Raw genomic sequence first — 26,100 nt, forward strand, 5'->3', positions numbered from 1 at the left:
GCAAACTGAGCTGCCACGCCGTCGAGCTCCCAGGAGGCCAGGATGACCGTGCCCGCCCCGCTGCCCGCGGCCGAACTCGCGGCGCTGACCGAACGCCTGCACGCCGACGGCATCATCGGCCTGCCGCAGGCGTTCACCCGTGACTGGGTGCGCCGGCTCGGCGAGGACATCGACACGGCGTTCGCCGAGGCCCGCGCCCGGCCGGACGGCGCCGTCGGCCGCGGCCCGAACCGCTTCTACGTCGAGATCCACCCGGAGCAGCTGCGCGGGTTCACCGACCTCGTCACCCACCCGTGGATCACCGCCGTCGCCGAGGTGGTGCTGGGGCCGGAGTACCGGATCGTCGAGGTCGGCTTCGACGTCCCGCTCGCCGGCGCGGCCGACCAGCCGTGGCACCGCGACTTCCCGATGCCCGGCGAAACCGCCCGCGAACGGCGGCTGACGTCGCTGGCGGTGAACGTGACCGCCGTCGACACCGAGCCGGACATGGGGCCGTTCGAGATCGCGCCCGGCACGCACTGGGACGACGGCGGTGCGTTCGAGCACGGCATGTTCCCGCCGCGCGCGGCCTACCCGCGCTACCGGGAACTGGCGACGCGCAAGTACCCGCGGATGGGCGACATCTCGATCCGCTCGGCACTGACGGTCCACCGCGGCACCGCGAACCGGTCGGCGAAGGCGCGCCCGGTGCTCGTGCTGGGGCTCGACGCCCCGGGAGCGGGCAACGACGAGCGTCACGACACCGCGGTGACGAAGGAGTTCTGGGCCTCGCTGCCGGAATCGGTGCGGGCGCACCTGGACTGCCCGGTCGTCGACGTCCTGCGGCCGATCACCCAGAAACACACGATCGAGGGGCTCGTGATGGGGGCCTGATGTTTGGCGGTCCCGGACGCGGGCACCTGGTGGCCATGGCTGAAGCGGGAATCACCGAAATGACGGGCCGGGCCGGCGTCGTCGCGGCGCTGCGCCGCGTACTGCTCGCCTTCGGGGTCGGCGGTGCACTGGCGTGCCTCGCCTGGATGGCGTTGTGGCTGGCCATGCACGTCTAGCGGACGGCTCCGGCCACGCGAAGTGGCCGGAGCCGGGGTTTCACTGGCAGGCTTCGCAGTCCGGGTCGTCGATCCGGCAGGCGGCGCCGTCGGTGAGCGGGAAGTCGAAGTCCTCCAGCTCGGGCACGGCGACGGACTCTTCCGGGGTGGTGGTGGCGGACATGGCCCTCCCTTGTGGACGAACGGGTTCTCCTGTGTGTAGCGCCGAAGATCGCCGCGCATTCCGTGACGCGCACCACACCCGGGGATGACCGGCCGCACGTCGGACGATGTCCGTGTCGACGGCCGTCCTGGTGGGTAGTCCCTCTGCGGATGATCCCGGACGGAAGGTGCTCTCGTGCCGCAATGGGTGGGGGCGGGGCTGTGGGGCCTCGTCGGCGGGGTGGCGCTCGTGCTCGGCGCCGCCGTGGCCTGGTGGGTGCGGGTCTCGCGGCGGGGCGTCGCCGGGATCATGGCCTTCGGCGCCGGGGTGCTCATCTCCGCGCTGGCCTTCGACCTCGTCGACGAAGCCCAGCGGTCCGGCGGACTCTGGCCGACCGCGGCCGGCTTCCTCGGCGGCGCCGCCGTCTACGTCCTGATCAACGTCCTGCTGGCCCGCCGGGGTGCCCGGCACCGCAAGCGTTCCGGTGCGCAGCAACCGTCCGAACAGGACACCGCGGGCAGCGGGGCGGCCATCGCCGTCGGTGCCCTGCTCGACGGGATCCCGGAATCGGTGGTGCTCGGCGTGTCCCTGCTCGGGGGCGGCGGCATCGGCGTCACCGTGCTCGCGGCCGTGTTCATCTCGAACGTCCCCGAAGGCCTCTCCAGCGCCGCCGGCATGAAGACCGCCGGACGCAGTGCCGGGTACATCTTCGGCGTCTGGAGCGGCATCGCGGTCGCCAGCGGGATCGCGGCCCTCCTCGGCAACCTGCTGCTGCGGACGGCGTCCCCCGCGACCGTCGCCGCGATCACGGCGGTGGCCGCGGGGGCGATCCTCGCCATGATCGCCGACACCATGATCCCCGAGGCATTCGAGCGCACCGAGCTCTACACCGGGCTGCTCGCCACCCTCGGCTTCCTGACCGCGTTCGTCATCGGGCACGTCGGCTGAGCGCGACCGCGACGCCCGCTTCGCTGCGCCGCCGGGCCCACCGCTGGTGGGCCCGGCGCGGACTCGCCGCGGGCTACGCGGCCGCGCTGACGACGTGGCTGGCCGGGCCGAGCAGCGCGCCGAGCCTGTCGAAGTACCTGAGTCCTCTGGCCACCGCGGTATTCGGCGCGGACGGTCATCGGTTTCCCTCTCGGCGGCCTTCGGCGGTGGTCTTGAGGTCGGCGAGCCAGGCGTCGAGCCCGGCGGCCAGATAGCGAAGGGCGGTGGCGGGGTCGGCCTCGAGCTGCGCGCCCGTCCAGCTCTCCTCGGTGCGGACGAGCACGCCGCCGCGCACCGGGGTGAACGTCCAGACGTGCACGCCGCGGTCGATGCGCAGCCCGTCGCCGATCGCGGGACCGGTCCAGCGGACGCACCGGCCGGGCTGCATTTGCCCGACCGTCGACGTGATGACCAGCGTGGTCGCCGGGGTGGTGGGTGTCGCCGGGGCCGGGGTGGTCCAGCGGAACCGCGAACCCGGGCGCAGCGGACCGGCGTCGAGGCGCTTCGCGCTTGTGACGGACGGCTGCCACGCGGGCCAGCGCACCACGTCGGTGTGCAGTCTCCAGACCGCGGCGGCCGGCGCCCTGATGACCGTTTCGGTCCGGTGGTGCAGCTGCGCGGCCGGGTCGATGCCCGCGCCGCGGCAGCTCAGGGCCGTCGCCGGGGTGGCCTCGGCGACGGCGGCGGTGCCGGTGAGCCCCGCGGTGACCGCCAGCGCGAGCAGTGCCGAACTCATCATGACGTCCTCCGGTTGTTAGTGCCTGTCGTGATGGTTAGAAGCTATAACCACAGTCGTGTGAGTGTCAATAAGAAAAGTGATAGGGTCTAACAGTGATGACCGAGAGCCCGCGAGAGCGGTATCGAGCCCAGGTGCGCGAGGAGATCAAGCGCCACGCGTGGGAGCAGATCGCCGCGGCCGGCGTGCCCGCGCTGTCGCTCAACGCGATCGCCAAGCAGGTCGGCATGAGCGGCCCGGCGCTGTACCGGTACTTCGCGAGCCGGGACGAGCTGATCACCGCGCTCATCCGCGACGCCTACCGCAGCCTCGCCGACACCGTGCGCGTGGCGCGTGACGCGGGGGCGGACCTGGCCGGGCTCGCGAGCGCCATCGGGGACTGGGCGCGCAGCGACCCGCAGCGGTACTTCCTCATCTACGGCACGCCGGTGCCCGGCTACCACGCGCCCGAGGACACCACCGCGATCTCGTTCGAGGTCATGGCGGTGCTGATCGAGGCCTGCGCCGAAGGGACGGGCGACGAGCCGCCGACGCCCTTCGACACGCACCTCGAGACCCACCGCGACTGGGCGGGCGGCCACCCGGCACCGCCCGCGGTCCTGCACCGCGCGCTGTCCTTCTGGACCCGCCTGCACGGCGTGCTCTCCCTCGAGCTGGCCGGCCACTTCGCCGGCATGAAGTTCGACCCGGACCTGCTGATCACCGAGGAACTGGCCGCGCTGAAGCGGCGGTGATCACCCGGTCTGCTCCCGGATCCAGTCCGCCACGACGTCCACCCGGGCGATCGTTTCGGCGCCGGGCTGCGGGCACGGCGGCCCGGTGTTGACGATGGCCACCAGCGTCGCGGTGGCGTCGTCGTCGGAGGTGAAGAACGGGCCGCCCGAGTCCTCGGGGCAGGGGCCGTTCTCGACCGTGCGCCGGCCGACCGGCTGGGCCTCCAGGGTCGCCTGGCCGATGCCCGACACGGTGAAGCGGCCGCGCTTGAGGTGGTCGGACGGGCCGAGCACGGTCGCCGAGAGCGAACCCCAGCCGGCGAACTGGAGCTGCTGGCCGATCGACGGCCGGGTCGTGGCCAGCGTCACCGGCGCGATGTCGTCGACCGGGCTGCCGAGCTTGGCCACCGCCAGGTCGTTCACCGGCGACTGCCGCACGTCGACGACCTCGCTCGTGCGCCCGCCGGGGTCGGTGTCCTTCAGCCGCCCGACGGTGACGGTCATCGTGTACGGCGGCCGCCCGCCGATCCGGGCGTCCGCGATGTCGTGGAAGCAGTGTCCGGCGGTGACGATCCACTGCGGCGCGACCAGCGCCCCGCTGCACGCGCCGCTGCGCACCCCGCCGCCGGGGACCGGGATGTCGCCGGACGTCAGCTTCGCGTTGAACGGCAGGATCGGGTTGGGGGCCGGCCGGGCGGACGTCGTCACCGGTTCCCGGGCCGGGGCCGCGGGGTCGGGCCGGGTGTGCCCACCGGCCGCCGCGGCCGGGATCGGGCCCACGGCCGTCGTGCCGGTCACCGCGTGGGCGAAGGCGAGGCCGGCTCCGGTCAGCACCGCGACCGCCACCGCTCGTGCCCGGAACTGCCGCCGTCGATCCGAAGTGGTCCTCACACCTCTGATGCACGAGCGGGAGCCCGGAATGGTTGCGAGAAGCGGGCGGCTTTCGCGTTCGCGCCGGTCAGCCGCGCCGGCTGCGGGCCGGTTTCGCCGCCGCGATCGCCGGCCACAGCACCGAGACGACCGCTTCGGGGATTCCGGCCCGGCTTTCGCCGCGGTAGAAGGCGGCGAAGTAGCTGCCGAAGCACAGCGTCGCGATGGTGTGCTTGTCGATCTCGGCGGAGACCGCGCCGCTCTCCTGCAGCCGGGACAGCACGTCCTCGACCAGGGCGACCCGCGGTTCGACGGCGTGCTCCCGGAGGATCCCGAGCAGTTCGGGGGTCCGGATCGCCTCACCGGCGAAGTTGCCCATGAGCACCATGGCGTCCGGGTTGAAGTACGCGGGATCGAGCCGCCGGACGGCTTCGGTGAACGCTTCCCGCGGCGCCAGCCCGGTCAGGTCGACGGTGTAGGAGTTCCGCTGCTTGCGGAAGCCGTAGTCCAGCGCGTCCACGACGAGCTCGAACTTGGTGCGCCACCGCCGGTACAGCGTCGGACGGCTGACGTGCGCGTCCGCCGCGATGTCGCCGATGGTCATGAGCGAGTAGCCGTCGCGGACGAGCCGTTCGCGGGTCGCCAGGATGATCGCTTCGTCGAGCGCCGCGTCACGGGGACGCCCGCCGGGCTTCGGCGCGGTCTCCGCGGTCGGCTCCGGTTCCCGTGCTGACGCCATGGGAGAAATGTAGTGCAACGGCTCACTTGGCGCGGTCGCCCCGCACCGCGGCCCGGTAGGCCGACGGCGACAGGCCGATCTGGGCGCGGAACGCCGAAGCGAACCGGGACGGCGTCGCGAACCCGCACGCCTGCCCGATTTCCGTCACCGACAGGTCGCCGCGCTCCAGGTGGCGGCACGCCCGCTCGACCCGGACCCGGGTCAGGAACCGGTACGGCGTCTGCCCGGTCGCCGTCTTGAACACGCGCAGGAAGTGGAACGGGCTCAGGTCCGCCGCGGCCGCCAGGTCGGCCAGGGTCAGCGGGAGGTGGTGGTTCTCGCGGATGAACCGCACCGCGCGGCGGGTGCGCAGCTCGTCCCGGCCCGGCTCGCGCGGCGGGGGCGCCGCGGCGTGGTGGGTCAGCAGGTGGACGGCCAGGAACGTGCCCGCCGACTCCGCGTACAGCTCGTCCGCGCCGTTGAGGGCCGCCGCGCCCAGCGCCCCCGCCACGGACGCCAGCACCGGGTCTTCGACGGCGAGGGCGTCCGGGCGGCCGAGCCGGTTCGCGTCCCGGCCCCAGAGCTCGAGCGCCGTGCGGTCGACCAGCGCGGCCGGTAGGTGCACGTGCGTCGTCAGCGTCCGGCCGTCGCCGTGCCAGCGGAGCCGGGCCGCGTGGCCGGGCGCGGTCAGGCCGATCGAGCCGGGCCCGTAGTCCGCGCGCCGCCAGCGGGCGCCGTGGCGCGACTCGATCGTCTTGCTTCCCGCGGTGACCAGCACCAGGACCTGCTCGTCGACCGGCGGCACGTCGCACTCCGCCGTCACGACGTTGTCGAGCAGCCGCACGGCCAGCGAGGACCAGCGGCGGCTGAGCCGCACGCGGGTTCCCGGAACGATCGCCGAGGCCTCTTCCGACACGGTCCGATCCTAGCCGCGGGAAAGTCCTCAGCCGGCCAGTTCGGGCAGGGCCAGGGTGTGGTGGGTGTGCCGGACCTTGGCGTCGAGGTACCGCAGGTTGTCCGGGGTCGCGTGCACGCCGGTGGGCACCGTCCCGGCGACCGTGATACCCCGCTCGCGCAGCTGCCGGACCTTGTCGGGGTTGTTGGTGAGCAGGTCCACCTCGGCGATGCCCAGCGCGGCGAGCATCTGCGCCGCGGCGGTGTAGTCGCGGGCGTCCTCGGGCAGGCCCAGCGCGGTGTTCGCCTGGTAGGTGTCGAGCCCGGCGTCCTGCAGGGCGTAGGCGTCCAGCTTGGCGTACAGGCCGATGCCCCGGCCCTCCTGGCGCAGGTAGAGCAGGACGCCGCCGGCGCCGTCGATCCGTTCCACGGCTTCGCGCAGCTGCGGTCCGCAGTCGCAGCGGGCGGAGCCGAACACGTCGCCGGTCAGGCACTCCGAGTGCAGGCGCACCAGCGGCCGGACCGGGTCGCCGAACACGAGGGCGACGTGCTCGGCGCCGTCGGCCAGCCCGTCGAAGGTGACGACCTCGGCCGAGGCGGTGTAGCCGTCGGTGAAGCGCAGCGGGACCCGCACCCGGGTGCGGACGGTGGCGACGGGGATCATGGCGACTCCGTTCAAATTTGAACCTTGATCGCACCGTACCCCTTGAGTTCCAATTTGAACAACAGGTACCGTTGTGACATGGGTCGTCCGCGGTGGCTGAACGCCGAGGAGAAGCGCGCGTGGAACGCGTTCCTCGGCACGTACGAGCTGCTCAACCGGCGGCTGGACCAGCAGCTCAAGCAGGACTCCGGGATTTCCCACCTCCAGTACGTGATCCTCGCCCGGCTCAGCGGCGCCCCGGACCGCGAACTGCGGATGGCCGAGCTCGCCTGCGCCGTCTCGAACTCCAAGAGCGGGCTGACCTACCAGATCGGCCAGCTGGAGCAGGCCGGCCTGGTGCGCCGCCGCCCGTGCCAGAGCGATCCCCGTGCCGTCTACGCCGTGCTCACCGACGAAGGCATGGCCCTGCTGGAGCGGGCCGCGCCCGGGCACGTCGGCCTGGTGCGCGAGCTGCTGATCGACGTCCTCAGCCCCGAGCAGCTGCGGGCGCTGGCCGACGGCCTCGGCGAAGCGAACCGCCGCATGCTCGCGACCGGCGACACCGCCGCCGGCTGCTCCTGACCGCGATGGGTGCGATCGCAGCGAGTCCCGCGGCCCTGGTGGTCTACGTCGTCCTGCTCGCCGGGTTGGCCGGGTTCCTGGCGTACGCGTGGTTCACGCGGTACCGGGAGAACTGGGACGAGCTGCTGCGCAAATGGTCGGCCAAGCGCGACGGCAAGCGCCCGCCGGAAGACGAGGATTCGTGACCTGAGTCACTTCCGCCGCCGATTCCGGAACCCGCCCCCCGCCGCCTGAGAACAGCCGATGACACTGGCTGGACCGAAAGGCGGGCGATGACCCCGGAAGACCCCGATTCCGACGACGACGCGAGCGTGATCGCGCGGTCGCGGCAGGAGCCGAGCCTGTTCGCGGTCATCTTCGACCGCCACTCGCGGCACATCCACCGCTACCTGGCCCGGCGCCTCGGCCCCACGGCCGCCGACGACGTCCTGGCGGACACGTTCCTCATCGCCTTCGACAAGCGCGCGAAGTTCGATCCGGCCCGGTCGGACGCCCGGCCGTGGCTCTACGGCATCGCCACGAACCTCGTCTCGCGGCAGCGGCGGACGGAGGTGCGCGAGCTGAAGCTCCGGCTGGCCGTCGGGCCGCCGGCCGCCGACGAAGGGCACGCCGACCGGGTCGCCGACCGGGTCAGCGTGCAGGCCCTCGGCGTGCGGCTCGACCGGGCGCTGGCCGCCCTGCGGCCCCGCGAACGGGACGTCCTGCTGCTCACCGCCGCGGAGGGCCTGGCCTACCAGGAAGTCGCCGAAGCACTCGGCATCCCCGTGGGCACCGTCAAATCACGGCTCAACCGGGCCCGTGGCCGCGTCCGCGCCGAGCTCGGCGCCTTCGACCTCGTGAAGGAGACCTCCCGTCATGGATGAACTCGACCTGATCCGCGACCGCGCGGAGACCGTCGGCCTCGCGACGGCGGAGCACCTCGCCCCGGCCCGCGAACGGCTGCTGGCCGCCGCGCGCGGGGAACGGCGGCACCGGCCGGGGCGCTGGTTCTGGCTCGCCGGCGCCTCGATCGGCTTGGCGGCGGCGATCACCGCCGTGGTCGCACTGGCCCCCGCCGACCAGGTCGGTGTCGGGCCCGGCGTGGCGCACGCCGACCCGGTCAAGGTGCTGACCGCGGCGGCGGACAACGCTCTCAAGGAGCCGGCCAAGCCGCCGCGGCCCGACCAGTTCCTGTACGTGAAGACGGAGAACCCCGACCACCACGTCCGCGAGGTCTGGCGCTCGATCGACGGCACCCGCGACGGCCTGATCGGCACCGTCAAGGTGGGTGGCTGCCGCGACGGCAAGGCGCCGATGTACGGCACGAACGACCCGCGCGCGGAAGGGACGCTCGAGGACTGCCGGCCCTCGCCGGTCTACCGGACGGACCTGCCGACGACCGCCGACGCGATGCTGGCCTACCTCTCCGAGCACCAGGCCGATCGCGACGGCAAGGCCACCTACATCGGCAAGGACGTCTACAACCTCGCCTACGAGCAGGTTCTCCAGCCGGCGTCCTACGCGGCGCTGTTCGAGGCGGCGGCGCGGGTGCCGGGACTGACGGCCCTGGACCACGTCACCGACGGCGCCGGGCGCCCGGGGGTCGGGATCTCGTTCCCGATGCCGCCCGGCTCGAGCCCGCAGGCGAAGCCGATCGTGATGGTTTTCGACGCCACCACGTTCGAGTTCCTGGGCACCACCGACAGCGCGGTGACGGTGAAGACCTACGTCGACCAGGTGGGGCAGCGCCCCTGACGGCGCAATAAACGGCCGCCCCGGCAGCAATCACGGGAAAGCGCTGCCGGGTGCGCGCCGGTTAGCGTCGCCGGGTGTCCACTTCGGAAATCAGCGTCGAAGCGACGGTCAACGGCGAGGCCGTCCGGTTGCGGGTCGACCCGCGGGAGTCACTGCTCGACGTGCTGCGCGAGCGGCTCGGCCTGACCGGCACCAAGAAGGGCTGCGACCAGGGCCACTGCGGAGCCTGCACGGTGCACCTCGCCGGGCGGCGCGTGGTGTCCTGCCTGACCCCCGCCGTGCAGGCCGACGGCCGGGACGTCACCACCATCGAAGGGGTCGCGGGCCCGGACGGCGGCCTGCACCCGCTGCAGCAGGCGTTCGTCGACCACGACGCCCTCCAGTGCGGGTACTGCACGCCCGGCCAGATCATGTCCGGCCTGGCCTGCATCGCCGAAGGCCACACGCGCGACGACGACGAGATCCGCGAGTACCTCAGCGGCAACCTGTGCCGCTGCGGCGCCTACGCCGGCATCGTGGCCGCGGTCCGGCAAGCCGCGGGGGAGGCCTGATGCGTCCCTTCGCCTACTACGCGCCCGACAGCGTCAGTTCCGCCATCGACGCCTTGCGCGACGCCGGACCCGGCACCAAGGTGCTCGCCGGCGGCACCACGCTCTACGACCTGATGAAGCTCGGCATCGAGACCCCGCCCGCCGTCGTGGACGTGCACCGGCTGCCGGAGCTGGCCGCGATCGAGGCCGGGGACCGCGAACTCGTCTTCGGTGCCGGCGCCCGGATGGCCGACGTCGCCGGGCACCCGGCCGTCCGCGACGGCTACCCCGCGCTGGCCGAATCGCTCTGGCGCGCCGCTTCGCAGCAGCTGCGGAACATGGCTACCGTGGGCGGAAACCTGCTGCAGCGCACGCGGTGCGGGTACTTCCGCGGCGGACCGGAGTTCCCCTGCAACAAGCGCGAGCCCGGCAGCGGCTGCGCCGCCCGCGAAGGCCACGACCGCACCCACGCGCTGCTCGGCACCCGCGACTCCTGCATCGCCACCTATCCCGGCGACTGGGCGATCGCGTTGCTCGCCTTCGACGCGGTCGTCGACGTCGCCGGCCCGGACGGCGAGCGCACCATCCCCCTCGGGGAACTGCACGTCGAGCCGGAAGACCCGGCGCGGGAACACGTCCTGGACGCGGGGGAGCTGATCCTGCGCATCCGCGTCCCGGTGACCCCGGCCGGCCGCGGCTCGACTTACCTGAAGATCCGCGACCGCGAGTCCTACGCCTTCGCCCTCGCCTCGGCCGCGGTCGCGCTGACCGTCGAGGACGGCGTCGTCGGCGACTGCCGGATCGCGCTCGGCGGTGTCGCGACGCGCCCGTGGCGGGCCGCGGAAGCCGAACGCGTGCTGCGCGGGGCCCCGCTCACCGCCGGGAACGCCCGCCGCGCCGGGGAAATCGCCTTCGCCGGGGCCCGTCCCGGCACCCACAACGGATTCCGAGTCGAATTGGGCATCCGCACGGTCGCCGACGCCGTGCGGGTGGCCGGGGAGAGAGCCACCCGATGACGCCTCGTGCCGACGCCGTCGAGAAGGTCACCGGCCGGGCCGCCTACGGCACCGACCGCGTCCCGGACGGCCTGGCCCACGCGGCCCTCGTCCCGGCGCGGATCGGCCGCGGCCGCGTGTCGCAGGTGGACACCGCCGCGGCGGAGGCGGTGCCCGGGGTGCTGCTGGTGGTGACCCGGTTCGACGAGACGGAGCTGCGCGGGCCGGGCTTCATCATGGGCGGCGGGTTCTCCTTCCAGAGCCTCCAGCCGCTGCTCGACGACCGCATCGCCTACCGCGGCCAGCCGATCGCCCTGGTCGTCGCGGAGACGCCGGTCGCCGCGACCGAGGCCGCCGAGCTGGTCACCGCCCGGTACGAGCCCGAACCGGTTGCCGTCCACCTCGACGCCGAGGGCGCGACCACCCTGGTGCAGGAAGAGGCGATCCCGCTGCCGTTCCTCGCCGACATCAAGGTCGGCGACGCCGACGCGGCGATCGACGCGAGCCCGGTCCGGATCGAGGGCACCTACGAGCACGCGGCCCAGCACGCGGTCCCGATGGAGCTCAACGGCGCCGTCGTCGCCTGGCGCGGCGACACGCTGGTGGTCCACGAGGGCACCCAGAACGCCGCCGCGGTCCGCCACGGGCTGGCCCGGCAGCTCGGCCTCGACCCGGCGTGCGTCGAGGTCCGCTCGCCGTACGTCGGCGGCGGCTTCGGCCAGAAGAATTCGCTGCAGCCGCACCTGGCACCGCTCGCACTGGTGGCGAAGCGGCTCGGCCGTCCGGTCAAGCTCGTGCTGACGCGCACCCAGACCTTCCACAACGGCAGCTTCCGCCCGGCCACCCGCCACCGCGTGCGCCTCGGCGCGGACGAGACCGGGAAGATCCTCGGCGCGGTGCACGAGGTCGACCAGCAGACCTCCCGCCACGACCTGTTCCCGGCGATGCACACCGAAGTCACGTCCCGGCTGTACGGCTTCCCGGCCTTCCGCGGCCGCCATCGCCTGGTGCAGACCGACGTCCAGACGCCGGGCTACATGCGGGCGCCGTTCGAAAGCTCGGCGATGTTCGCGTTCGAATCGGCGGTCGACGAACTCGCCTACGCCACCGGCCGGGACCCGGTCGCGCTGCGGCTGGCCAACGACACGATGACCGACCCGGTGAGCGGACGGCCCTTCTCCACCCGCTTCCTCGCCGAATGCCTCCGCCGCGGCGCCGAAGACTTCGGCTGGGCCGCCCGCGATCCCCGGCCCGGCTCGATGCGCGCCGACGACGGCTCGCTCATCGGCTGGGGCGTCGCCGCGGGCAACTACCCTGGCCACATCGCCCCCGCCGTCGCGCACCTGACGGCCACCGCCGACGGCCGCGTCACCGTCGGTGTCGACGGTCACGAGATGGGCCAGGGCATCCGCTCGGCGATCGCGCTGCTCGTCGCGGACGACCTGGGAATCGACGTCCGGGACGTCGAAGTCCGCGTCGGCGACACCCGGTACGCGCCCCAGCACCTCACCGCGGGTTCGTGGGGCACCGCGACCGCGCTGCCCGCCGTCCACTCCGGACTGCGGGAGCTGCGCAGGCACCTCGACGCGGCCGACCGCGGCGCGGTCGACGTGGCCGCGGCCGTCGCGCGGCTCGGGCACCCGGCCGAGGTCGAGGTGGCCACGGTCGGACCCGGTCAGCCGCCCGAGGCCGTCGGGCAGGCGCGTGCCGGGCACCTGGCCATCTCCGGTCCGGTCTACCCGGAGTTCAGCACGTTCAGCTGGGTCGCCCACTTCGTCGAAGTCCGCGTGGAGCCCACGACGTGCCGGATCCGGGTGCCGCGGGTGGTCAGCGTCGTCGACTGCGGCCGGGTCGCCAGCCCGGTGACGGCGGCGAGCCAGGTCCGCGGCGGGGTGGTGTGGGGCATCGGCGGGGCGTTGCGGGAGGAAAGCCTCGCCGACCCGCGGTCCGGCGGTTTCCTCAACGCCACGCTGGAGGAGTACCCGGTCATGGTGAACGCGGACGTCGGCCGGATCGACGTCGGGTTCGTGGACGAGCCGGACCTGCGCTTCAACCCGGTCGGGGTGAAGGGGCTCGGCGAGGTCGCGATGGTCGGCGTCGCGGCGGCGGTGGCCAACGCCGTCCACCACGCCACCGGCAAGCGCCACCACCGGCTGCCGATCCGGATTGACGACGTTCTCTGAGCAGCCCGGGCGGGGTCTGCTCGGGCCGGTGTTCGTCCTGCCGGTGCGGGCGCTGCTCGCGGCCGGCGTTGGCCGGCCGGTGCGGACGCTGGAGGTGCTCGGCCCGCCGATCACCTTCGCGTTGCCGATCGCGTTCTGCTCGGGGCGGACGACCCGGCACCCTGCTGCCCGGCGGCTGGACAGGCTTGTCCGACACGGCCCTCGTCGCGGCCGGGGGCGTGGTACTGGCCCTGCTCGGCCGGGACACGGTGCCGCTGGCCGCGGGCATCTTCGCGGTGATGCTCCAGCTGACCTTGGTCGGGGAGGGCTGGCCCCTCCGCGGTCGTGGCCCGCACTGGCCGGATGTCGCGGCGCTGGCGTCGTGCTGGGTCGTGGGGTGGGGGCTCTGCCTGGGGCTGGTCGCGACCGGCGCGGTACCGGAGGACTACGCCGCGTGGTTCGCGGTGCTGGGTGCGCCGACGGTCGCGGGCTCGGCCATCGCATCGATGCTCGTCGTGGCGACGGTTTTCGAGGTCCGGCCGGCGGTCCAGGTGACCCTGCTGGAGCCGCTGGTCGCGCGCGGGGCCGCGGTGCCGGAGCGGCTGGCCGGGGCCTGGACCACCCACGCGACGCTGAACGCGCTCAGCCTGGCGGTGATCCTGCACGTCGCCGTGTGGCGGCGCCGACCGGTCTCAGCGCCGTGAGGCCACGGCCGCCAGCTGCTCGGTGATCTCCGCCAGCAGCTCGGTGGCCGCGTCGCCGAGCGCGGCCAGGTCGGCCAGCGTCGTCTCTTCGGTGGTCACGGGCACAGTTCTTCCTCCAGGGCCTCGTGGCGGGCGACGACGGCCTCGGCGAAGGCGGTGTGCACGCGCAGGTACTCGTCGCGGCCGACCGCCGTGTCGGCCCATTCGTGCCAGCGGATGTGCGCTTCGGCGACGTCGACCTTCGCGGCCGCCGCCACCGTGGCGGGGGAGGTGCCGGCGAGGATCGCGTGGTGCATGAGGGACGGCGAGGAGCGCCGGGCGAGCTCGGCCAGCGCCGCGAGGCGGGCGAGCTCCGCGAGCGTGTCGGACGTGACCGGACGCGGGCGCGGCCGGGGGACCGGACGCGAATTCCCGAGGTTGTCGGTCAAGACGCTGGTCATCAAACGACTCCCGAGGCTGGAGCAACCCGAACGGCGGATGTTTACCCCGGGCAAGCTGGGGTAAACGTCGTCGCTGGTGATCTCCGTCTCACCGCATCGGGTGGGCCACCCGGACGAGTGGCCCACCCGGAGGTCAGCTCGCCCGGACCGCCCCGCAGTGCCACGGGATCCGCTGCGGCCGGACGCTCTCCAGCGTCGGGACGACCGGCGCGATCGTGCCGTCGCGGCGGAAGGTCAGCTTGTCGATCGTCGTCTCGCGGTGCGTGCCGTCGCCGCCCGGGATGCCGAAGCGGTGGTAGGCGAGATACCAGTCGTCGGTCCCCGGGACCTGCAGCATCGAGCTGTGCCCGGTGCCGAGGACACCCAGGTGGGCGTCCTTGCTCAGGAGCACGCCGCGGTTGGTGAACGGCCCGGTGGGTCTCGGTGCCGTGGCGTAGGCGACGCGGTAGTCCGGGCTGCGCGTGTCGTCGACCGACCAGCTGAGGTAGTACGTGCCCTTCCGCTCCACCGTGAACAGGCCCTCGCGGAAGTCGGCCAGGCCGGTCAGGCGGGTGATCTTCGCGGGGTCGAAGGACACCATGTCGTCGTTCAGCGGGACGACGTAGGCGTTGCCGTTGCCCCAGTACAGGTACGGCTGTCCGGTGTGGTCGATGAAGACCGCCGGGTCGATCGCCTGGCCTCCGTCGGGGTTCGCCGCGATCAGCGGCTTGCCCGAGTCGACGAACGGGCCGGTCGGGGAGTCGCTCACCGCGACGCCGATCTTGGCCTCGGCGCAGAAGTAGAAGTAGTACTTTCCGTTCCTCTTGGCGATCGTCGGCGCCCAGGCGTTCTTGTCGGCCCAGCCGACGTCCTTGCCGAGGTCGAGGATGACCCCCTCGTCCTTCCAGTCGACGAGGTTCTTCGACGACCACGCCGAGAACTTCGTCCCGCTCCAGCCGTCGAAGCCGTCGGTGGTCGGGTACAGGTAGTAGGTGTCGCCGAACGCGACGATGTTCGGGTCGGCGTTGTACCCGGGCAGCACCGGGCTGCGCACCTCGTGCGCCTCCACCGTCCACACGCGACGGTCGCCGCCGGCGCCGGTCACGGTGAACTGCTTCGGCGAGCTGAGGTTGACGGTCTTCCCGTTGTCCGGCTTGCTGGTCGCGCCCGGCGCCAGCTCGAACTTCGGCGCGAGCCGGCGCAGGTCGGTGCCCGGCTTGACCGGCAGCACGACCGTCCCGGCACCGGCGTCGATCACCGCCGGCGTCTTGAGCGCGTCGAGCTGCACCGAGCGGATCGCGGTGCTGTTCGACGGCAGCGACGCGACCTCGGTCCCGGACAGCGCCCGGTTGTACAGCCGCACGTCCTTCATCTTGCCGGTGAAGGTCTTGTCGCTCGCGTAGACGGACCGGCCCAGGTAGTTCGCCGCGGTGACACCGCCGCCGAGGTCCGACGGCTTGATGGTGGCGCTGGAGTTGCGGGCGACCTCGACGCCGTCCAGGTAGAGCACCTCGACGCCGTTGCCGACGGTGAGCGTCACGTTCTTCCAAACCCCGCGCGGGAGCCCGCCCGCTCCGGCGGCCTGTTCGGTGGTCCAATTGCCGGTGGCGATGGCGCCGCGGAACCCGCCGCTCGCGGTGCCGCCGGTGGTGAAGAGATAGCCGTTGCCGGTGCCGTCCTTCGCGGTGTTGCCCAGGCCCCACAGGAAGTACGGCGTCTGCTGGTTCGGATCGACCAGGACGTCGGCCGACACGGTCGCCGCCGAGGCGCCGGTGAGCAGGTTGTTCGGCAGCTGGACGTGCCCGTTCCTGCCCCCGAAGGCCAGCGAGCCGCCGGCCCAGGAAACGTCACCGGCGAGGGCGCCGTCGTACCCGTGCCCGGTGGTGTCGGCCGCGACCGTGCCCGACTTCGCGTCGAGCGGCCAGTGCGCGACCAGGCCCTTCGCGTCGGCCTTGACCGGCGCCGGGGGCGCGCTCAACCGGCTCATCTCGGCCTGCGTGACCGGCAGGACGGTGCCGTGCCGCGGCGACGCGGGCAGGTGCGCGCCGGCCGACATCGTCCACTTGCCCGAGTTCAGGTCGGTGGTCTCGAAGGGGACGTAGCCGCGCCCGCCGAACTCGTCGATGAACAGGTACCACTTGTTTTCGGTGTTGGACTTGAACCCGGTCGGCCCTTCGCCCGCGGACAGGCCGGGGCTGGTCGCGGTGGCCTTGCCGATGCAGTCGGCGACGAAGCCGTAGTGCGGGTCGAGCAGGTCGGTGGCCTTCTCCTCGGTGATGAACTTGCTGCACGGCGTCGTCGACGTGTTGTTCCGCTCGTCCTTGGTGAACCGGTAGTAGGTGTCCTGGTTCTTGATGACCGTCGAGTCGATCACCGAGTAGCCCGGGTCGATCCAGACCTGCGGCGCGCTGAAGGTGCGGAAGTCGCGCGTGGTCGCGTACATCATCCGGTTGTAGCTGTCGCCGAGGTGGTTCGGGTCGTTCTCCGCGTACAGCTTCGAGGCCCAGTAGACGACGTACGTGCCGCGCTTGGCGTCCCAGAAGGCTTCCGGGGCCCACGTGTTGCCCGCGGTCGGCGGCGACACCTGGACGCTGCGCTGCCGCGACCAGTGCGCCAGGTCGGTCGACTCCCAGACCATGATCGACCGGCTCCCGGTGCGCTGGGCGGCGTCCCATCCGCGGCCGGCGTAGATCCGCAGGTCGGTGGCCAGCAGGTAGAACTTGTCGCCGTCGGGGGAGCGCAGGATGAACGGGTCGCGCACGCCCATCTCGCCGAGGCTCGACTTGAGCACCGGCTGACCGTTGTTGAGCTCGGTCCAGTTCAGCGGGTCGTTGCCCTTGCTGAGCGCCGAGTAGATCTGCTCGCCGTTGGAGGTGCCTTCGCCGGTGAAGTAGAAGAAGCTGTAGCCCGCCAGGGGTTCCTGGGCCGGCTTGGGAACCACGGTGGCGGTGAACCGCCGCGTGGTGCTCTCGCGGCCGAGGCTCACCTTCGCGGTCAAGACGACCTTCGCCGGGGCGGCGCCGGTCGCCGGCCGGGTGACCTCACCGGTCGGCGTGATCACCGACGGCGCGGAGGACGTCCAGGCGACTTTCGTCCCGTCCGGGCCGCTCGCCGGCAGTGTGAGGTTGCCGCGGACGTCGTCGATGTCGGGAACGGACAAGGTGTCCGCGGCGGCGCGGAGGCCGGTGCCGGTGTCGGCGGCGGGCGCGGCACCGGCGCCGGCGCCGCCGAGGGGGACGAGTGCGGCCGCGACGGCCAGCACGACGCCGAAACGGCGTGGGGAGAACAACTTCATCGTTGTCGGTTCCTTCGGGGCACGTCGGGGACCTGCGCATGTTAACGTTAACATGACTCGGGTACGCTGACTCTAGGTCGGCGTGGTCCGGTGGTCAAGAGCCGGGGCGGCGGTGGGCCGGTGCTGACAACGGTGTCACCGGCGGACTGGTCGCACGTGCTCGGCAACCCGATCGATATCGACCGACGGGATGACGACTTGCCTTTTCGTCACGTGCCGTCGTCGAAGGTGCTGTCGACAAAGGCCACGCCGGAATTACTCCGGGTGGCCTTTGCGGACTTCGGTGACCGTGCGGCTAGTTTCCGGTGTTTCCGCCGCCGCTGCTGGTGCCTTTGCCGTCCATGATTGATCGCGATCCTCTCTGGGGCGCGCCGGGCGCCCCCGTTCTGACTCAGGAATCCGGCCAGGAGAAAGCGACACCGTAGTTGTCGCGGGGATGGCAACGCTCGGTGAAGGTGTGCTCCACGTTGCCGTCGATGATCTGCAGCCGACGCGGGTCGTCACGCGGGGGTGGGGTGAGTCGTTGCCGTTCGGATTGTTCGGCGTACCACCAGCACGCGTCAGGCAGTTCCGCGTCGTCGAACCTGATTCGGATGGTCAGGCCGGAGACGGGAATGTGCCCGTTGAGAAGGCGCCCCGGCGCGATGCCGTGGTGATCTATCTCGACATTGACCCAGCGCCGTTCCTCCGTGATGTGATCATCGATTGCTTCGGAAACGAAAAAATGACTTTCGTTGCGCAGCAAAGGCCGAGGGAACCGCAGTTTGGTGACCAGCGATTCCCCGGTGCGAGAGCGTACTGGGTCCTCCAGACGGCAGTTCCACAGGGGTCGCACGGGGATGTTGGAGGGATCATCGGCCGACCAGCCGAATCCGGTCAGGGCCCGGGCCAAGTACCCGTCGACGCCGTCCTCCTGGGCGGTCACCAATCGTTCGGTGATGCGCCGGAACGCGGTCTTGTGCCGCATGAAGACGGTGGTGATGAACAAGACCACGAACACCGGCTGGGCGCCCTCGGTGGGTGAACGGTAGCCGGCCGCCGGATCTTCCGGCCGCACATCGGCCGCTGGGGTGTTTTCACCGACACCGGCTTCGCGCGAGCGGGCGAGGGCCAGGTAGGGCTCCCAGCCGCCGGGATCTCCGGCGAGCCGGACGAGGTGGTCCCGGATCATCGGGGCCAGCTTCTGCACGACGCCGTCCCGCCAGGCGCGGTGCATCGGTGTCGTGGTGGTCGGCGGTGGGTCACCGAAGACGCCCGGCAACGCCAGCAGCTGGCTGAACCGCCCTTCCAAGGTCGACTTCCACGGTTCCGCGATTTCGGGTCGCCGCTCCAGGCGGAAAGCCGCGTGAAGCGCGTTGCGGCGTCGCGATTCCTCGTTCGACCCGATCCGGTTCACGGCGTGGATGATCAAGCCCCAGACGGCGAGTGCCCGTGCCGCCGGGGTGCTCTCGCCGAGCGAGGCGGTGGGCGCGACCAGCGGCTCGAGCTGGACCGCCGACTCGCTTTCCGGCTCTTCGACGGCATGCTGCAGAAGGGCGAGCGGCCGGGTGTGCCGTCGCGTGGCCAGCCAGCGCAGCGCTGCTTCGATCTCCGTCGTCGAGGTGGCTGAAGGGCCGTGCCGCGCGCCTGACGGGTCGGTCACGGTTCCTCCGGAAGTGAAGCCGGACGGCTTCGGCGGCCAGGGCCGACGACGTGGGGCGAGCCCAGGCGACGGTCGGCGAACATCGACCAGGCTCCGGCGGCGAGAAACAGCGAACGGCCACGAAAGGCTCCAGGCGGTGGGGCAGTTCCGTGTCCTGCCGTCCTTACCGTGAAGTTCGCACAGTACCCCAAAAGTCGACCGGCCGTCCGGATTCGTTACGGCGATTCCCGGGTCCGGGGCCGCCGCGAGGGACGAGAGGACCCGTTGAGATGAGCAAAAGCGTCAATCCGTCGAAGGCCAACGGGTCGCGTCAGCCGGGCAAGAACCGGATCACGGCGGCTCTGGATGTGATCAAGGGAATCATGGTCGGAACCGGGGCTCTCTACCTGACCACCGGATCCGTGCTCGTCACCGCGATCGGTGCGGCAGTCGCGGCGATCGTGGGCGGCCTGTACCTGGTGGCGCGGTGACGGCTCAGTTCCCGAGGACGCCCGCGCGGGCGAGCTGCTCGGCGATCGCGGCGCGCGGGTACGGCGTCTTCCGGCTCTCGGTGTGGAGCGCGAAGTAGAAGTCGTTGACGACGGCGGCCAGCGGGGCGTACCGGCGCAGCAGCGGCGCCTGGCCGGCACCTCCCCGGCGGCGCACGCGCGGACGAAGTCGTTGCGGGTGCGGGGATCCGGCCATTCCCGCAGGCCGCGGACGTGCCGGTTGAGCAGGTGGGTCAGCACGTAGGCGCGGTCGTGGTCGGCGTGCTCGGCGAGGAACTGCGCTTCGGCGTCCGAGAGGTCGAAGCCCGCGGCCACGGTCAGGCCGAAGTCGGTGAGGTACAGCCGCTCGCCGTCGGTGACGATGTTGGCGAAGTGCGCGTCGAAGTGCTGGACACCCTGTGCCGCCAGGAAGCCGGTGATGTGCCGCAGGTCTTCTTCGAGCGGCAGGTCGTCGCCCACCCACCCGGCGAGGTCGTGTGGTAGGTGCTCGAGGAACAGGACGAGGTCGGTGCGCGCGCCCGCAAGCGCTTCCAGGCGGCGCCGCACGCCGAGGTCGCCGTGCCAGAACGTCACGTCGGCCTCGATGTCGGCGTGCGGGCGGGGCAGGCCCGGCAGGATTCGCCAGTGGTGCAGGAGCGGGAAGTTCTCGCACTCGCCGCCGCGGACCCACGCCGTCGTCATGAGGTGCGCTGCCAGCTCACGCCACGCGCCGCCGCCCGCGGAACCGACCCCGTAGTGCGACCACGGCGGCAGGCCGTAAAGGTCGGCCGTCGAGTGGGGGTTCGCCAGTTCGACATCGGTGAGCGGAACCCGTTTGACGAAGACGGGCTCGCCGGCGACCCGCAGCAGCCAGGACGAGCCACCGATGCCGGTGCCGAGCGGGCGGGCCGCGGCCAGGAGGTCGTCGCCGGCTTCCGCGAGGACGGCGGCGATCTGCTCGTGACGAGCCAGCCGGGACGTCATGCGCGCACCAGCGGCAGGTAGACCTCGTCGACGATCTCGACGAGCACTTCTTCGTCCACTGTGGTCAGACCGCGGGTGAGGTATTCGTTGCGCAGCAGCACGAGTGCCACCGTCGCGACGCGCGGGTGCCGGGCTCCCGGCCGGGCCTCGCCGCGGTCCACCGCCCGGCCGACCAGGGTCAGCCAGGCGGCGGCACCGCCTTCGGCGGCCAGCTCGTGCAGCTGCTCGCGGAGCTCCGGTTCGTCGCCCACGCCGGTGAGGAGGCTGCGCAGGGCCCGTGCGGCGGGGGACGTCTGGCCGCAGTTGATCGCCCGCAGCAGGGCCAGCGCGTCTTCGCGGAGGCTGCCGGTGTCGGGCGGCTTCAGCGTGTCCTCGGCGAGGTGGCGGTACGCGGCGACGCCGAGCGCGGCGCGGTTCGGCCAGCGGCGGTAGATCGCGTTCTTGTTGGTGCCGGCGCGCTGGGCGACGCCGTCCATGGTCAGGCCGGGGTAGCCGGCTTCGGCGAGCTCGGCCGCCGCCGCGCGCAGGATCGCCTCTTCCAGTTCGGTGCCCCGGCGCCGCGTCTTCGCCATGGACCCAGTATAGAGTACGGTACGAACCGTACCTTAACGACTGGGAGGAAGCATGCGAGCCAAGGGCATCGGCTACGACACGGGGTTCGAGCTCGGCGGGCGCTTCAACCGCCCGTTCGACCCGGACCTCGTGCGCCGCGAGCTGAGGATCATCCGCGACGACCTGCACTGCACGGCGGTGCGGCTGATCGGCACCGACCTGGACCGGATCGAGTTCGCCGCGCGCGAGGCGGCCGCGCTCGGGCTGGAGGTGTGGTTCTCGCCGTTCCCGTGGGACCGCGGCCCGGAGGAGGTGCTGGACCTCTTCGCCGACGCCGCCGAACGAGCCGAACGCCTTCGCGCGGTGGGCAACGAGATCGTGTTCGTCACCGGCGCCGAGCTGAGCCTGTTCTGCCACGGCTTCCTGCCGGGCGGCAGCCTCCCCAAGCGGCTGGAAAACCTGCTCGCTTCGCGGGACCTCGTGGCCACGCTGCCGGAGCGGGTCAACGCGTTCCTGGCCCGCGCGGTGGAGATCGTCCGGGCCCGGTTCGGCGGCCGCGTCACGTACGCGGCGATTCCGCTGGAGCGCGTCGACTGGGCGCCCTTCGACATCGTCTCGGTGGACGCGCACCGCTCGAAGGAGGTCGAGCACCTCTACCGCGAGGGCGTCCGGAACCTCGTCGCGGCGGGCAAACCGGTGGCCATCACAGAATTCGGCGTGACCCCCTACCGCGGCGCGGCGGATCTGGGTGCCCGCTCCGGCGAAATCCTCGAGTACGAAGACGACCTCCCGGTCCGGCTGAAGGGCGACTACGTCCGGGACGAACAGGAGCAGGCCCGCTACCTGCGCGAACTGGTCGAGGTCTTCACGACCGAAGGCGTCGACGCGGCGTTCGCCTGCACCTTCGTGTGTTACGGGCTGGTGCACCGGGCGGACCCGCGGACCGATCTGGACATGGCGAGCCCGGGCGTGGTGAAGGTCCTGGAGGAAGGGGACGGCGAGACCTACCCGGGCGTCCCGTGGGAACCCAAGGAGGCATTTGGTGCCCTGGCCGAGTGCTACGCCTGAGCCAGGAACTCCACCATCGCCGCCGTCAGTTCCGGGCTGCTCATCGCCGTGAAGTGGGTGCCCGGCACCCGGGTGAAGCGGCCGGCCGGCAGTGCCGCGGCGAGGGCGTCGGCCGTGGCGTGGCCGGCGTCCTCGCCGCCGACCAGGACCAGGGTGGGCGTGGTGAGCCGGTGCAGGTCCGTCGTCGGCACGTGGGTGCCGAGGACGTGCCGCAGTGCCACCGGATCACCGCCGCCCTGCCGGACCCAGTACGCCGGCGATCCGGGAGCCACGGGCTCGCCGTCGATCAGCGCGGTCAAGACGGCGTGGTAGCCGCCGGTCCCGGAAGCCGGCTTGAGGACGGCGTCGAGGCCCTGGCCGGCCACGACCGCGCGGCCCGGGCGGGCACCGCGGGCCAGCAGGCGCAGCACGACCCGGGCGCCGAACGAGTAACCGCCCAGGTCGTAGTCGTCGAGGCCGAGGTGCTCGAGGAGGGCGAGGCCGTCGTCGGCCAGGACATCGGGCGGGTACGCCGCAGCGTCGTGTGGGGCCGCGCTCGCCCCGTGGCCACGCAGGTCCGGGAGGATCACCCGGTGCCCGTGGTCCGCGAGCACCGCCGCGGGACCGAGCCAATCGCGTCCCGAGCCGGTGAATCCGTGGAACAGCACCAGTGCCCGCCCGTCACCGAGGGTGCGGTAGGCGAGTTCCCGGCCGTCGCGGCCGCGGAAGCGGTCCATGCCGGCGAACCTACAGCAGTCCGATGAACCAGCTTTCCAGCGCAAGACATCGGATGACCAGCCAGCTGTTCCGGAACTACACGGCGGCCCGCAAGTAGGTGCGCGTTCGCGCCACCAGGGTGACACTGGCGGCATGAGGGTCGTCGATGGATATCCCGGCACGCGCCGTCCCTCGGCGACCCGGTCGACGCCGTCGACCGCGCCGCCGGCGCTGCGCCGGGGTCCGTTGCTGGTCACGGCCGTCTTCGCCGCGCTCGGTGGCGCGGCGATCCCGGCGGCCGCGCTGCCCGCGCTGTGGCGGCTCTGGCAGCTGTACGCGATGCTGTTCGGCGCGGTGGCCGCCGTCGGGATCGTCGCCGCCGTCGCGGTGCTCGGGTGGCCGACGCGCAAGACGGCGCACTTCGGCGCGCTCGCGTCGGCCGGGGCGCTCGTCCTGTGGGTGGTCAGCCGTCCGCTCGGGCTGCTGACGCGGTTCGACGCGTGGCAGCCGGCGGACACGATCGCCGGTTTCACCGACTACGTGGCCGCTGCGCTGCAGGTCGTCGCGCTGTTCGGGTTCCTCGTCGTGTCCCGGCGCCGGGCGCACCCGTGGCCGTCCGCAGCGCGGCGGGTGCTCGCGTGGATCGTGCTGTTCCCGGTGCTCGCGGTGGTGCTCGCGACCGGCGTGGCGGGCACCGTCGCGGCCGGCGAGAGCAGCACCGGACCCGCCGCTTCGACGTTGCTCGACACGGGCCCTGGCACCTTCGAATACTGCCGCGCCGACGGGATTCCGCTGGCCATGGACGTCTACCGGCGTTCGGCGGGCGGGCCGCCGGTCCCGGTGGTGCTGTTCCTGCACGGCGGCGGGCTGGTCCTGGGCAACCGCAAGCCCACCGGGCCGGGGGCGCTGCTCGCCGGCTCCCGGTTCGGTCCGCTGCGGGACGAGCTGACCGCCCGGGGGTTCGCGGTCGCCGTGATCGACTTCCGGCTCGCGCCCGCGGCGCCGTGGCCGGCCCCGCTCGACGACGCCCGGTGCGCGGTCCGGTTCCTCAAGGCCAACGCGGCCGCGCTGGCCGTCGACCCGGCGCGGATCGCGGTGGCGGGCACCGGCACGGGCGGCACCTTGGCGTCGCTGCTCGGCGTCGTGCGGGGTCAGGACACCGGCCCGTACGCGGGCCAGGACAGCACGGTCCGCGCGGTGGCAGCCCTGTCGGCCCCGGCCGGCTTCGACCTCGCCGGCCTGGATCCGCTCACCCGCGCGTCGGTGCTCATGGCGCTGGGCCGCTCGCCGTCGACGCTGCGCGCGGCGAGCCCGCTGACGTACGCGGGCCCGGGCGCACCGCCGTTCCTGCTCGGCAACGGCGGCCGGAAGTCGGCGGAGTTCGCGGCCGGCCTGCGTGCGGCCGGGGTGCCGGTGACCGAAGGCCCGGTGTCCGACCGCGCGGTGGCGGACTTCTTCGCCGCCGCCGTGGGTTGAGGCTTGCCCTGGAGCGCACTCCAGGTCCTAGCGTGGGGACACACCGACCACGTCAGGAGCTTGTTTCATGGAACTCGGCTTCCACCTGCCCATCTTCGACATCGACGGCGGGACGTCCGCCATCGCCGGCGAGCTCGCCCGCGTGGGTTCCGCGGCGGAGGAAGCGGGCGCGACCTGGCTGTCCTTCATGGACCACTACTTCCAGATCGAGCCCACCGGGCTGCCCGCCGAGTCGAACATGCTGGAGGGCTACACGACGCTCGGCTACCTCGCCGCGCACACGTCCCGGATCGAGCTCGGCCTGCTCGTCACCGGCGTGACGTACCGGCACCCAGGGCTGCTGGCGAAGATCGTCACCACGCTCGACGTCCTTTCGGGCGGCCGGGCCACGCTCGGCATCGGGGCCGCGTGGTACGAGCGCGAGCACCGGGGGATGGGTGTGCCGTTCCCGCCGGTCGCCGAGCGGTTCGAGCGGCTGGAGGAGACGCTGCGCATCTGCCGGCAGATGTGGGACCCGGCGGACAACGGCCCGTTCGAGGGCAAGCACTACCAGCTGGCGGAAACGCTGTGCTCGCCGCAGCCGATCAACCGGCCCAAGGTGCTCGTCGGCGGCGCCGGGGAGCGCAAGACGCTGCGGCTGGTCGCCCAGTACGCCGACGCGTGCAACATCTTCGGCACGTCGCCGGAGGAGGTCGCGCACAAGCTGGACGTGCTGCGCCGCCACTGCGACGACCTCGGCCGCGACTACGACACGATCCGCAAGACGGTCCTGGCCAACAACCCGCGCCCGACCCCGGAAACCCGCGACGACTTCGTGCGTTCGATGGCGGCGTACGCGAAACTCGGCGTGCAGACGGCGATCGTCACCCCGACGACGGGTTCTCCCGCGGCGTGGATCGAGGGGATGGCCCCGGCGGTGCCGCAGCTGGCGGAACTCGGTTAGCGGTCAGGATCCGCGCGGTGACCAGCTCCGGCTGCTGCAGCGGCAGGGCGTGGGTGGCGCGCGGCACGATTTCGACGTCGAACAGCGGGTTGAGCGCCTTCACCCGCTGTTCGACCTCCCGCGCGGAGTGGATGACGCTGCGTTCGCCCAGGATCAGCCGGACGGGGACGCTCACCGCGCGCAGCTGGTCGTCGGTGAGCAGGTACTGCGGCGGGTGGTGCGCGCGGAACCTGAGGCCGCCGAACAGGAGGGGCCGCAGGGCGCGCCGGACCGCCGCGCGGGGGCGAGGGTCGAACCAGGTCGCGACCTCCCGCACGCTCCACCACAGGAACCTCCGGCCGATCGGCGCGAAGCCGGGTGGCTCGAAGGCGACCACGCCGGCGATCCGGCCGGGCGCGTGGGCGGCCAGGGTGAGCGCGAGCCATGCGCCCCGCGACACCCCGGCCAGCAGGAACTTCCCGGGTCCGAGCCCGTCGAGGACGTCGGCGAGCCACTCCGCGCAGTGTTCGCCGGTGGGCATCGGCCGCGTCTGGCGTGAGCGCCCGGGTTCGCCGAGCGTGTCGACGGCGAAGACGCGGTGCCGCGCGGCCAGTTCCGCGACGTGCGGGTACCAGGACAGCGACGTTCCCATGACGCCGGACAGCAGCACGATCGGTGGCCCGGCCGCGCCGCTCACCCGGACCCGGGTCGGGCCGTACCGCGTGCCGACGTCGAGATCTTGCACCGGCACGGGCCAGCGAGCGGCGATTTCGTCGTAAGCGGCGAAGTAGCGCTCTTCGCTGCGGGCGCTCTTGAACCGGCCGATCATGAACCCTCCCCAGGTTTCATGGTGCCACTTCATGGTAACACATTGTGGTCAATCCACAGTGGACAGTCCGGTTCCGGTGAACCGCTTCGCCGGTTCGTCCGTGTGCCCTGGTGAGGTGGCGACCCGAGAGGAGGGGCTGATGCCCCAAGTGCGCACGACAGGACGACACCGCAAACCCGCGACGATCGGACTCGCCGCACTGGTGGGAGTAGCAGGCGCCACGGCCGCGGCGATCGCGTTGACCAGCCCGGCGAGCAACGCGGCCACGGAGAAGTGCGGCGGCCTGGACAC

The 26,100-nt window shown here is 72.4% G+C and carries 29 protein-coding genes; 15 read left to right on the plus strand and 14 right to left on the minus strand.

Annotation, left to right across the window (positions count from 1 at the left end):
- The first annotated feature begins 42 nt into the window (after positions 1 to 42).
- The gene (locus ACFPLC_RS32295) at positions 43 to 873 is read left to right on the plus strand and encodes a phytanoyl-CoA dioxygenase family protein (protein ID WP_378201986.1); all 831 of its coding nucleotides are present in this window, start codon (positions 43 to 45) and stop codon (positions 871 to 873) included.
- 35 nt (positions 874 to 908) lie between these two features.
- Positions 909 to 1,049, plus strand: a complete 141-nt coding sequence (locus ACFPLC_RS32300) for a hypothetical protein (protein ID WP_191306731.1) — start codon at positions 909 to 911, stop codon at positions 1,047 to 1,049.
- 40 nt (positions 1,050 to 1,089) lie between these two features.
- On the opposite strand, the gene ACFPLC_RS32305 is transcribed toward ACFPLC_RS32300, so the two are convergent.
- Positions 1,090 to 1,212 carry a hypothetical protein gene (locus ACFPLC_RS32305; RefSeq protein ID WP_255410490.1) on the minus strand — a complete coding sequence of 41 codons (123 nt, stop codon included), beginning with the start codon at positions 1,210 to 1,212 and terminating at the stop codon, positions 1,090 to 1,092.
- A gap of 174 nt (positions 1,213 to 1,386) precedes the next feature.
- Between ACFPLC_RS32305 and ACFPLC_RS32310 the strand changes: the two genes are divergently transcribed.
- The gene (locus ACFPLC_RS32310) at positions 1,387 to 2,139 is read left to right on the plus strand and encodes a ZIP family metal transporter (RefSeq protein WP_378201982.1); all 753 of its coding nucleotides are present in this window, start codon (positions 1,387 to 1,389) and stop codon (positions 2,137 to 2,139) included.
- Positions 2,140 to 2,314: 175 nt separating this feature from the next.
- On the opposite strand, the gene ACFPLC_RS32315 is transcribed toward ACFPLC_RS32310, so the two are convergent.
- Positions 2,315 to 2,914, minus strand: coding sequence for an SRPBCC family protein (locus ACFPLC_RS32315; RefSeq protein WP_378201979.1), 600 nt, complete (start codon positions 2,912 to 2,914; stop codon positions 2,315 to 2,317).
- 98 nt (positions 2,915 to 3,012) lie between these two features.
- On the opposite strand from ACFPLC_RS32315, the gene ACFPLC_RS32320 reads away from it, so the two are divergent.
- Positions 3,013 to 3,648, plus strand: a complete 636-nt coding sequence (locus ACFPLC_RS32320) for a TetR/AcrR family transcriptional regulator (RefSeq protein ID WP_378201976.1) — start codon at positions 3,013 to 3,015, stop codon at positions 3,646 to 3,648.
- On the opposite strand, the gene ACFPLC_RS32325 is transcribed toward ACFPLC_RS32320, so the two are convergent.
- The 4 genes from ACFPLC_RS32325 to ACFPLC_RS32340 form a co-directional block, all read right to left on the minus strand.
- Positions 3,649 to 4,518 (minus strand): S1 family peptidase, encoded by an 870-nt coding sequence (locus ACFPLC_RS32325; protein ID WP_378201974.1) that lies wholly within the window; start codon positions 4,516 to 4,518, stop codon positions 3,649 to 3,651. It lies immediately after the preceding gene.
- Between the two features lie 67 nt (positions 4,519 to 4,585).
- A complete protein-coding gene (locus tag ACFPLC_RS32330; protein ID WP_378201971.1) occupies positions 4,586 to 5,236 on the minus strand; it encodes a TetR/AcrR family transcriptional regulator in 651 nt (216 codons plus the stop codon).
- Positions 5,237 to 5,258: 22 nt separating this feature from the next.
- The gene (locus ACFPLC_RS32335; protein ID WP_378201968.1) at positions 5,259 to 6,131 is read right to left on the minus strand and encodes a helix-turn-helix domain-containing protein; all 873 of its coding nucleotides are present in this window, start codon (positions 6,129 to 6,131) and stop codon (positions 5,259 to 5,261) included.
- Positions 6,132 to 6,158: 27 nt separating this feature from the next.
- Complete coding sequence (locus tag ACFPLC_RS32340) at positions 6,159 to 6,773, minus strand: GTP cyclohydrolase II (RefSeq protein WP_378201965.1); 615 nt, start codon at positions 6,771 to 6,773, stop codon at positions 6,159 to 6,161.
- A 78-nt stretch (positions 6,774 to 6,851) separates the two neighbouring features.
- Between ACFPLC_RS32340 and ACFPLC_RS32345 the strand changes: the two genes are divergently transcribed.
- The 8 genes from ACFPLC_RS32345 (at position 6,852) to ACFPLC_RS32380 (ending at position 13,459) form a co-directional block, all read left to right on the plus strand.
- Entirely contained in the window at positions 6,852 to 7,334 is a 483-nt protein-coding gene (locus tag ACFPLC_RS32345) for a MarR family winged helix-turn-helix transcriptional regulator (protein ID WP_378201962.1), read from the plus strand.
- 5 nt (positions 7,335 to 7,339) lie between these two features.
- The gene (locus ACFPLC_RS32350) at positions 7,340 to 7,519 is read left to right on the plus strand and encodes a hypothetical protein (protein ID WP_378201959.1); all 180 of its coding nucleotides are present in this window, start codon (positions 7,340 to 7,342) and stop codon (positions 7,517 to 7,519) included.
- Positions 7,520 to 7,606: 87 nt separating this feature from the next.
- Positions 7,607 to 8,197, plus strand: coding sequence for an RNA polymerase sigma factor (locus ACFPLC_RS32355; protein WP_378201957.1), 591 nt, complete (start codon positions 7,607 to 7,609; stop codon positions 8,195 to 8,197).
- Complete coding sequence (locus tag ACFPLC_RS32360) at positions 8,190 to 9,068, plus strand: CU044_5270 family protein (RefSeq protein WP_378201954.1); 879 nt, start codon at positions 8,190 to 8,192, stop codon at positions 9,066 to 9,068. The genes ACFPLC_RS32355 and ACFPLC_RS32360 overlap by 8 nt, the downstream gene beginning before the upstream one ends.
- Before the next feature lie 74 nt (positions 9,069 to 9,142).
- The gene (locus ACFPLC_RS32365) at positions 9,143 to 9,619 is read left to right on the plus strand and encodes a (2Fe-2S)-binding protein (RefSeq protein WP_378201951.1); all 477 of its coding nucleotides are present in this window, start codon (positions 9,143 to 9,145) and stop codon (positions 9,617 to 9,619) included.
- Positions 9,619 to 10,614, plus strand: a complete 996-nt coding sequence (locus tag ACFPLC_RS32370; protein ID WP_378201948.1) for an FAD binding domain-containing protein — start codon at positions 9,619 to 9,621, stop codon at positions 10,612 to 10,614. The genes ACFPLC_RS32365 and ACFPLC_RS32370 overlap by 1 nt, the downstream gene beginning before the upstream one ends.
- Entirely contained in the window at positions 10,611 to 12,776 is a 2,166-nt protein-coding gene (locus ACFPLC_RS32375; protein ID WP_378201945.1) for a xanthine dehydrogenase family protein molybdopterin-binding subunit, read from the plus strand. The genes ACFPLC_RS32370 and ACFPLC_RS32375 overlap by 4 nt, the downstream gene beginning before the upstream one ends.
- A 185-nt stretch (positions 12,777 to 12,961) precedes the next feature.
- Positions 12,962 to 13,459 carry a hypothetical protein gene (locus ACFPLC_RS32380; protein ID WP_378201942.1) on the plus strand — a complete coding sequence of 166 codons (498 nt, stop codon included), beginning with the start codon at positions 12,962 to 12,964 and terminating at the stop codon, positions 13,457 to 13,459.
- A 95-nt stretch (positions 13,460 to 13,554) separates the two neighbouring features.
- On the opposite strand, the gene ACFPLC_RS32385 is transcribed toward ACFPLC_RS32380, so the two are convergent.
- The 5 genes from ACFPLC_RS32385 to ACFPLC_RS32405 form a co-directional block, all read right to left on the minus strand.
- Positions 13,555 to 13,899, minus strand: coding sequence for a hypothetical protein (locus tag ACFPLC_RS32385; RefSeq protein WP_191306718.1), 345 nt, complete (start codon positions 13,897 to 13,899; stop codon positions 13,555 to 13,557).
- 133 nt (positions 13,900 to 14,032) lie between these two features.
- On the minus strand, positions 14,033 to 17,173 hold the full coding sequence (locus ACFPLC_RS32390; RefSeq protein ID WP_378201939.1) for a family 43 glycosylhydrolase: 3,141 nt from the start codon (positions 17,171 to 17,173) through the stop codon (positions 14,033 to 14,035).
- Between the two features lie 391 nt (positions 17,174 to 17,564).
- Positions 17,565 to 18,815, minus strand: coding sequence for a hypothetical protein (locus ACFPLC_RS32395; RefSeq protein ID WP_378201936.1), 1,251 nt, complete (start codon positions 18,813 to 18,815; stop codon positions 17,565 to 17,567).
- 215 nt (positions 18,816 to 19,030) lie between these two features.
- Positions 19,031 to 20,266: a hypothetical protein gene (locus tag ACFPLC_RS32400; protein ID WP_378235998.1), complete on the minus strand. Its 1,236-nt coding sequence runs from the start codon at positions 20,264 to 20,266 to the stop codon at positions 19,031 to 19,033.
- Entirely contained in the window at positions 20,263 to 20,838 is a 576-nt protein-coding gene (locus ACFPLC_RS32405; RefSeq protein ID WP_378201921.1) for a TetR/AcrR family transcriptional regulator, read from the minus strand. The genes ACFPLC_RS32400 and ACFPLC_RS32405 overlap by 4 nt, the downstream gene beginning before the upstream one ends.
- A gap of 52 nt (positions 20,839 to 20,890) precedes the next feature.
- Here ACFPLC_RS32405 and ACFPLC_RS32410 point away from each other — a divergent pair, with 52 nt between their 5' ends.
- Positions 20,891 to 21,886: a hypothetical protein gene (locus tag ACFPLC_RS32410; RefSeq protein WP_378201918.1), complete on the plus strand. Its 996-nt coding sequence runs from the start codon at positions 20,891 to 20,893 to the stop codon at positions 21,884 to 21,886.
- Here the strand turns inward: ACFPLC_RS32410 and ACFPLC_RS32415 are convergent.
- Positions 21,877 to 22,602: an alpha/beta fold hydrolase gene (locus ACFPLC_RS32415; RefSeq protein ID WP_378201915.1), complete on the minus strand. Its 726-nt coding sequence runs from the start codon at positions 22,600 to 22,602 to the stop codon at positions 21,877 to 21,879. The two genes, ACFPLC_RS32410 and ACFPLC_RS32415, sit on opposite strands and share 10 nt — an antisense overlap.
- 133 nt (positions 22,603 to 22,735) lie before the next feature.
- Between ACFPLC_RS32415 and ACFPLC_RS32420 the strand changes: the two genes are divergently transcribed.
- Both ACFPLC_RS32420 and ACFPLC_RS32425 read left to right on the plus strand, forming a co-directional pair.
- Positions 22,736 to 24,058 carry an alpha/beta hydrolase fold domain-containing protein gene (locus ACFPLC_RS32420; RefSeq protein WP_378201912.1) on the plus strand — a complete coding sequence of 441 codons (1,323 nt, stop codon included), beginning with the start codon at positions 22,736 to 22,738 and terminating at the stop codon, positions 24,056 to 24,058.
- A 67-nt stretch (positions 24,059 to 24,125) separates the two neighbouring features.
- Complete coding sequence (locus ACFPLC_RS32425) at positions 24,126 to 25,001, plus strand: LLM class F420-dependent oxidoreductase (RefSeq protein WP_378201909.1); 876 nt, start codon at positions 24,126 to 24,128, stop codon at positions 24,999 to 25,001.
- Here ACFPLC_RS32425 and ACFPLC_RS32430 read toward each other — a convergent pair.
- Positions 24,922 to 25,842 (minus strand): alpha/beta fold hydrolase, encoded by a 921-nt coding sequence (locus ACFPLC_RS32430; protein ID WP_378235999.1) that lies wholly within the window; start codon positions 25,840 to 25,842, stop codon positions 24,922 to 24,924. The two genes, ACFPLC_RS32425 and ACFPLC_RS32430, sit on opposite strands and share 80 nt — an antisense overlap.
- A 15-nt stretch (positions 25,843 to 25,857) precedes the next feature.
- Entirely contained in the window at positions 25,858 to 26,100 is a 243-nt protein-coding gene (locus tag ACFPLC_RS32435) for a hypothetical protein (protein WP_378236000.1), read from the minus strand.

Origin of the sequence: Amycolatopsis plumensis, assembly GCF_042652605.1 — a bacterium.
Taxonomy (GTDB): Bacteria; Actinomycetota; Actinomycetes; order Mycobacteriales; family Pseudonocardiaceae; genus Amycolatopsis; species Amycolatopsis plumensis.

Excerpts from the sequence above, each read along its gene's own strand:
- ACFPLC_RS32390 (WP_378201939.1), bottom strand. The coding sequence starts at position 17,173 with ATGAAGTTGTTCTCCCCACGCCGTTTCGGCGTCGTGCTGGCCGTCGCG.
- ACFPLC_RS32305 (WP_255410490.1), bottom strand. The coding sequence starts at position 1,212 with ATGTCCGCCACCACCACCCCGGAAGAGTCCGTCGCCGTGCCCGAGCTG.
- ACFPLC_RS32375 (WP_378201945.1), top strand. The coding sequence starts at position 10,611 with ATGACGCCTCGTGCCGACGCCGTCGAGAAGGTCACCGGCCGGGCCGCC.
- ACFPLC_RS32410 (WP_378201918.1), top strand. The coding sequence starts at position 20,891 with ATGCGAGCCAAGGGCATCGGCTACGACACGGGGTTCGAGCTCGGCGGG.
- ACFPLC_RS32350 (WP_378201959.1), top strand. The coding sequence starts at position 7,340 with ATGGGTGCGATCGCAGCGAGTCCCGCGGCCCTGGTGGTCTACGTCGTC.
- ACFPLC_RS32420 (WP_378201912.1), top strand. The coding sequence starts at position 22,736 with ATGAGGGTCGTCGATGGATATCCCGGCACGCGCCGTCCCTCGGCGACC.
- ACFPLC_RS32345 (WP_378201962.1), top strand. The coding sequence starts at position 6,852 with ATGGGTCGTCCGCGGTGGCTGAACGCCGAGGAGAAGCGCGCGTGGAAC.
- ACFPLC_RS32295 (WP_378201986.1), top strand. The coding sequence starts at position 43 with ATGACCGTGCCCGCCCCGCTGCCCGCGGCCGAACTCGCGGCGCTGACC.
- ACFPLC_RS32405 (WP_378201921.1), bottom strand. The coding sequence starts at position 20,838 with ATGGCGAAGACGCGGCGCCGGGGCACCGAACTGGAAGAGGCGATCCTG.
- ACFPLC_RS32320 (WP_378201976.1), top strand. The coding sequence starts at position 3,013 with ATGACCGAGAGCCCGCGAGAGCGGTATCGAGCCCAGGTGCGCGAGGAG.
- ACFPLC_RS32370 (WP_378201948.1), top strand. The coding sequence starts at position 9,619 with ATGCGTCCCTTCGCCTACTACGCGCCCGACAGCGTCAGTTCCGCCATC.
- ACFPLC_RS32430 (WP_378235999.1), bottom strand. The coding sequence starts at position 25,842 with ATGAAGTGGCACCATGAAACCTGGGGAGGGTTCATGATCGGCCGGTTC.
- ACFPLC_RS32385 (WP_191306718.1), bottom strand. The coding sequence starts at position 13,899 with ATGACCAGCGTCTTGACCGACAACCTCGGGAATTCGCGTCCGGTCCCC.
- ACFPLC_RS32300 (WP_191306731.1), top strand. The coding sequence starts at position 909 with ATGGCTGAAGCGGGAATCACCGAAATGACGGGCCGGGCCGGCGTCGTC.
- ACFPLC_RS32400 (WP_378235998.1), bottom strand. The coding sequence starts at position 20,266 with ATGACGTCCCGGCTGGCTCGTCACGAGCAGATCGCCGCCGTCCTCGCG.
- ACFPLC_RS32315 (WP_378201979.1), bottom strand. The coding sequence starts at position 2,914 with ATGAGTTCGGCACTGCTCGCGCTGGCGGTCACCGCGGGGCTCACCGGC.
- ACFPLC_RS32355 (WP_378201957.1), top strand. The coding sequence starts at position 7,607 with ATGACCCCGGAAGACCCCGATTCCGACGACGACGCGAGCGTGATCGCG.
- ACFPLC_RS32425 (WP_378201909.1), top strand. The coding sequence starts at position 24,126 with ATGGAACTCGGCTTCCACCTGCCCATCTTCGACATCGACGGCGGGACG.
- ACFPLC_RS32415 (WP_378201915.1), bottom strand. The coding sequence starts at position 22,602 with ATGGACCGCTTCCGCGGCCGCGACGGCCGGGAACTCGCCTACCGCACC.
- ACFPLC_RS32330 (WP_378201971.1), bottom strand. The coding sequence starts at position 5,236 with ATGGCGTCAGCACGGGAACCGGAGCCGACCGCGGAGACCGCGCCGAAG.
- ACFPLC_RS32360 (WP_378201954.1), top strand. The coding sequence starts at position 8,190 with ATGGATGAACTCGACCTGATCCGCGACCGCGCGGAGACCGTCGGCCTC.
- ACFPLC_RS32340 (WP_378201965.1), bottom strand. The coding sequence starts at position 6,773 with ATGATCCCCGTCGCCACCGTCCGCACCCGGGTGCGGGTCCCGCTGCGC.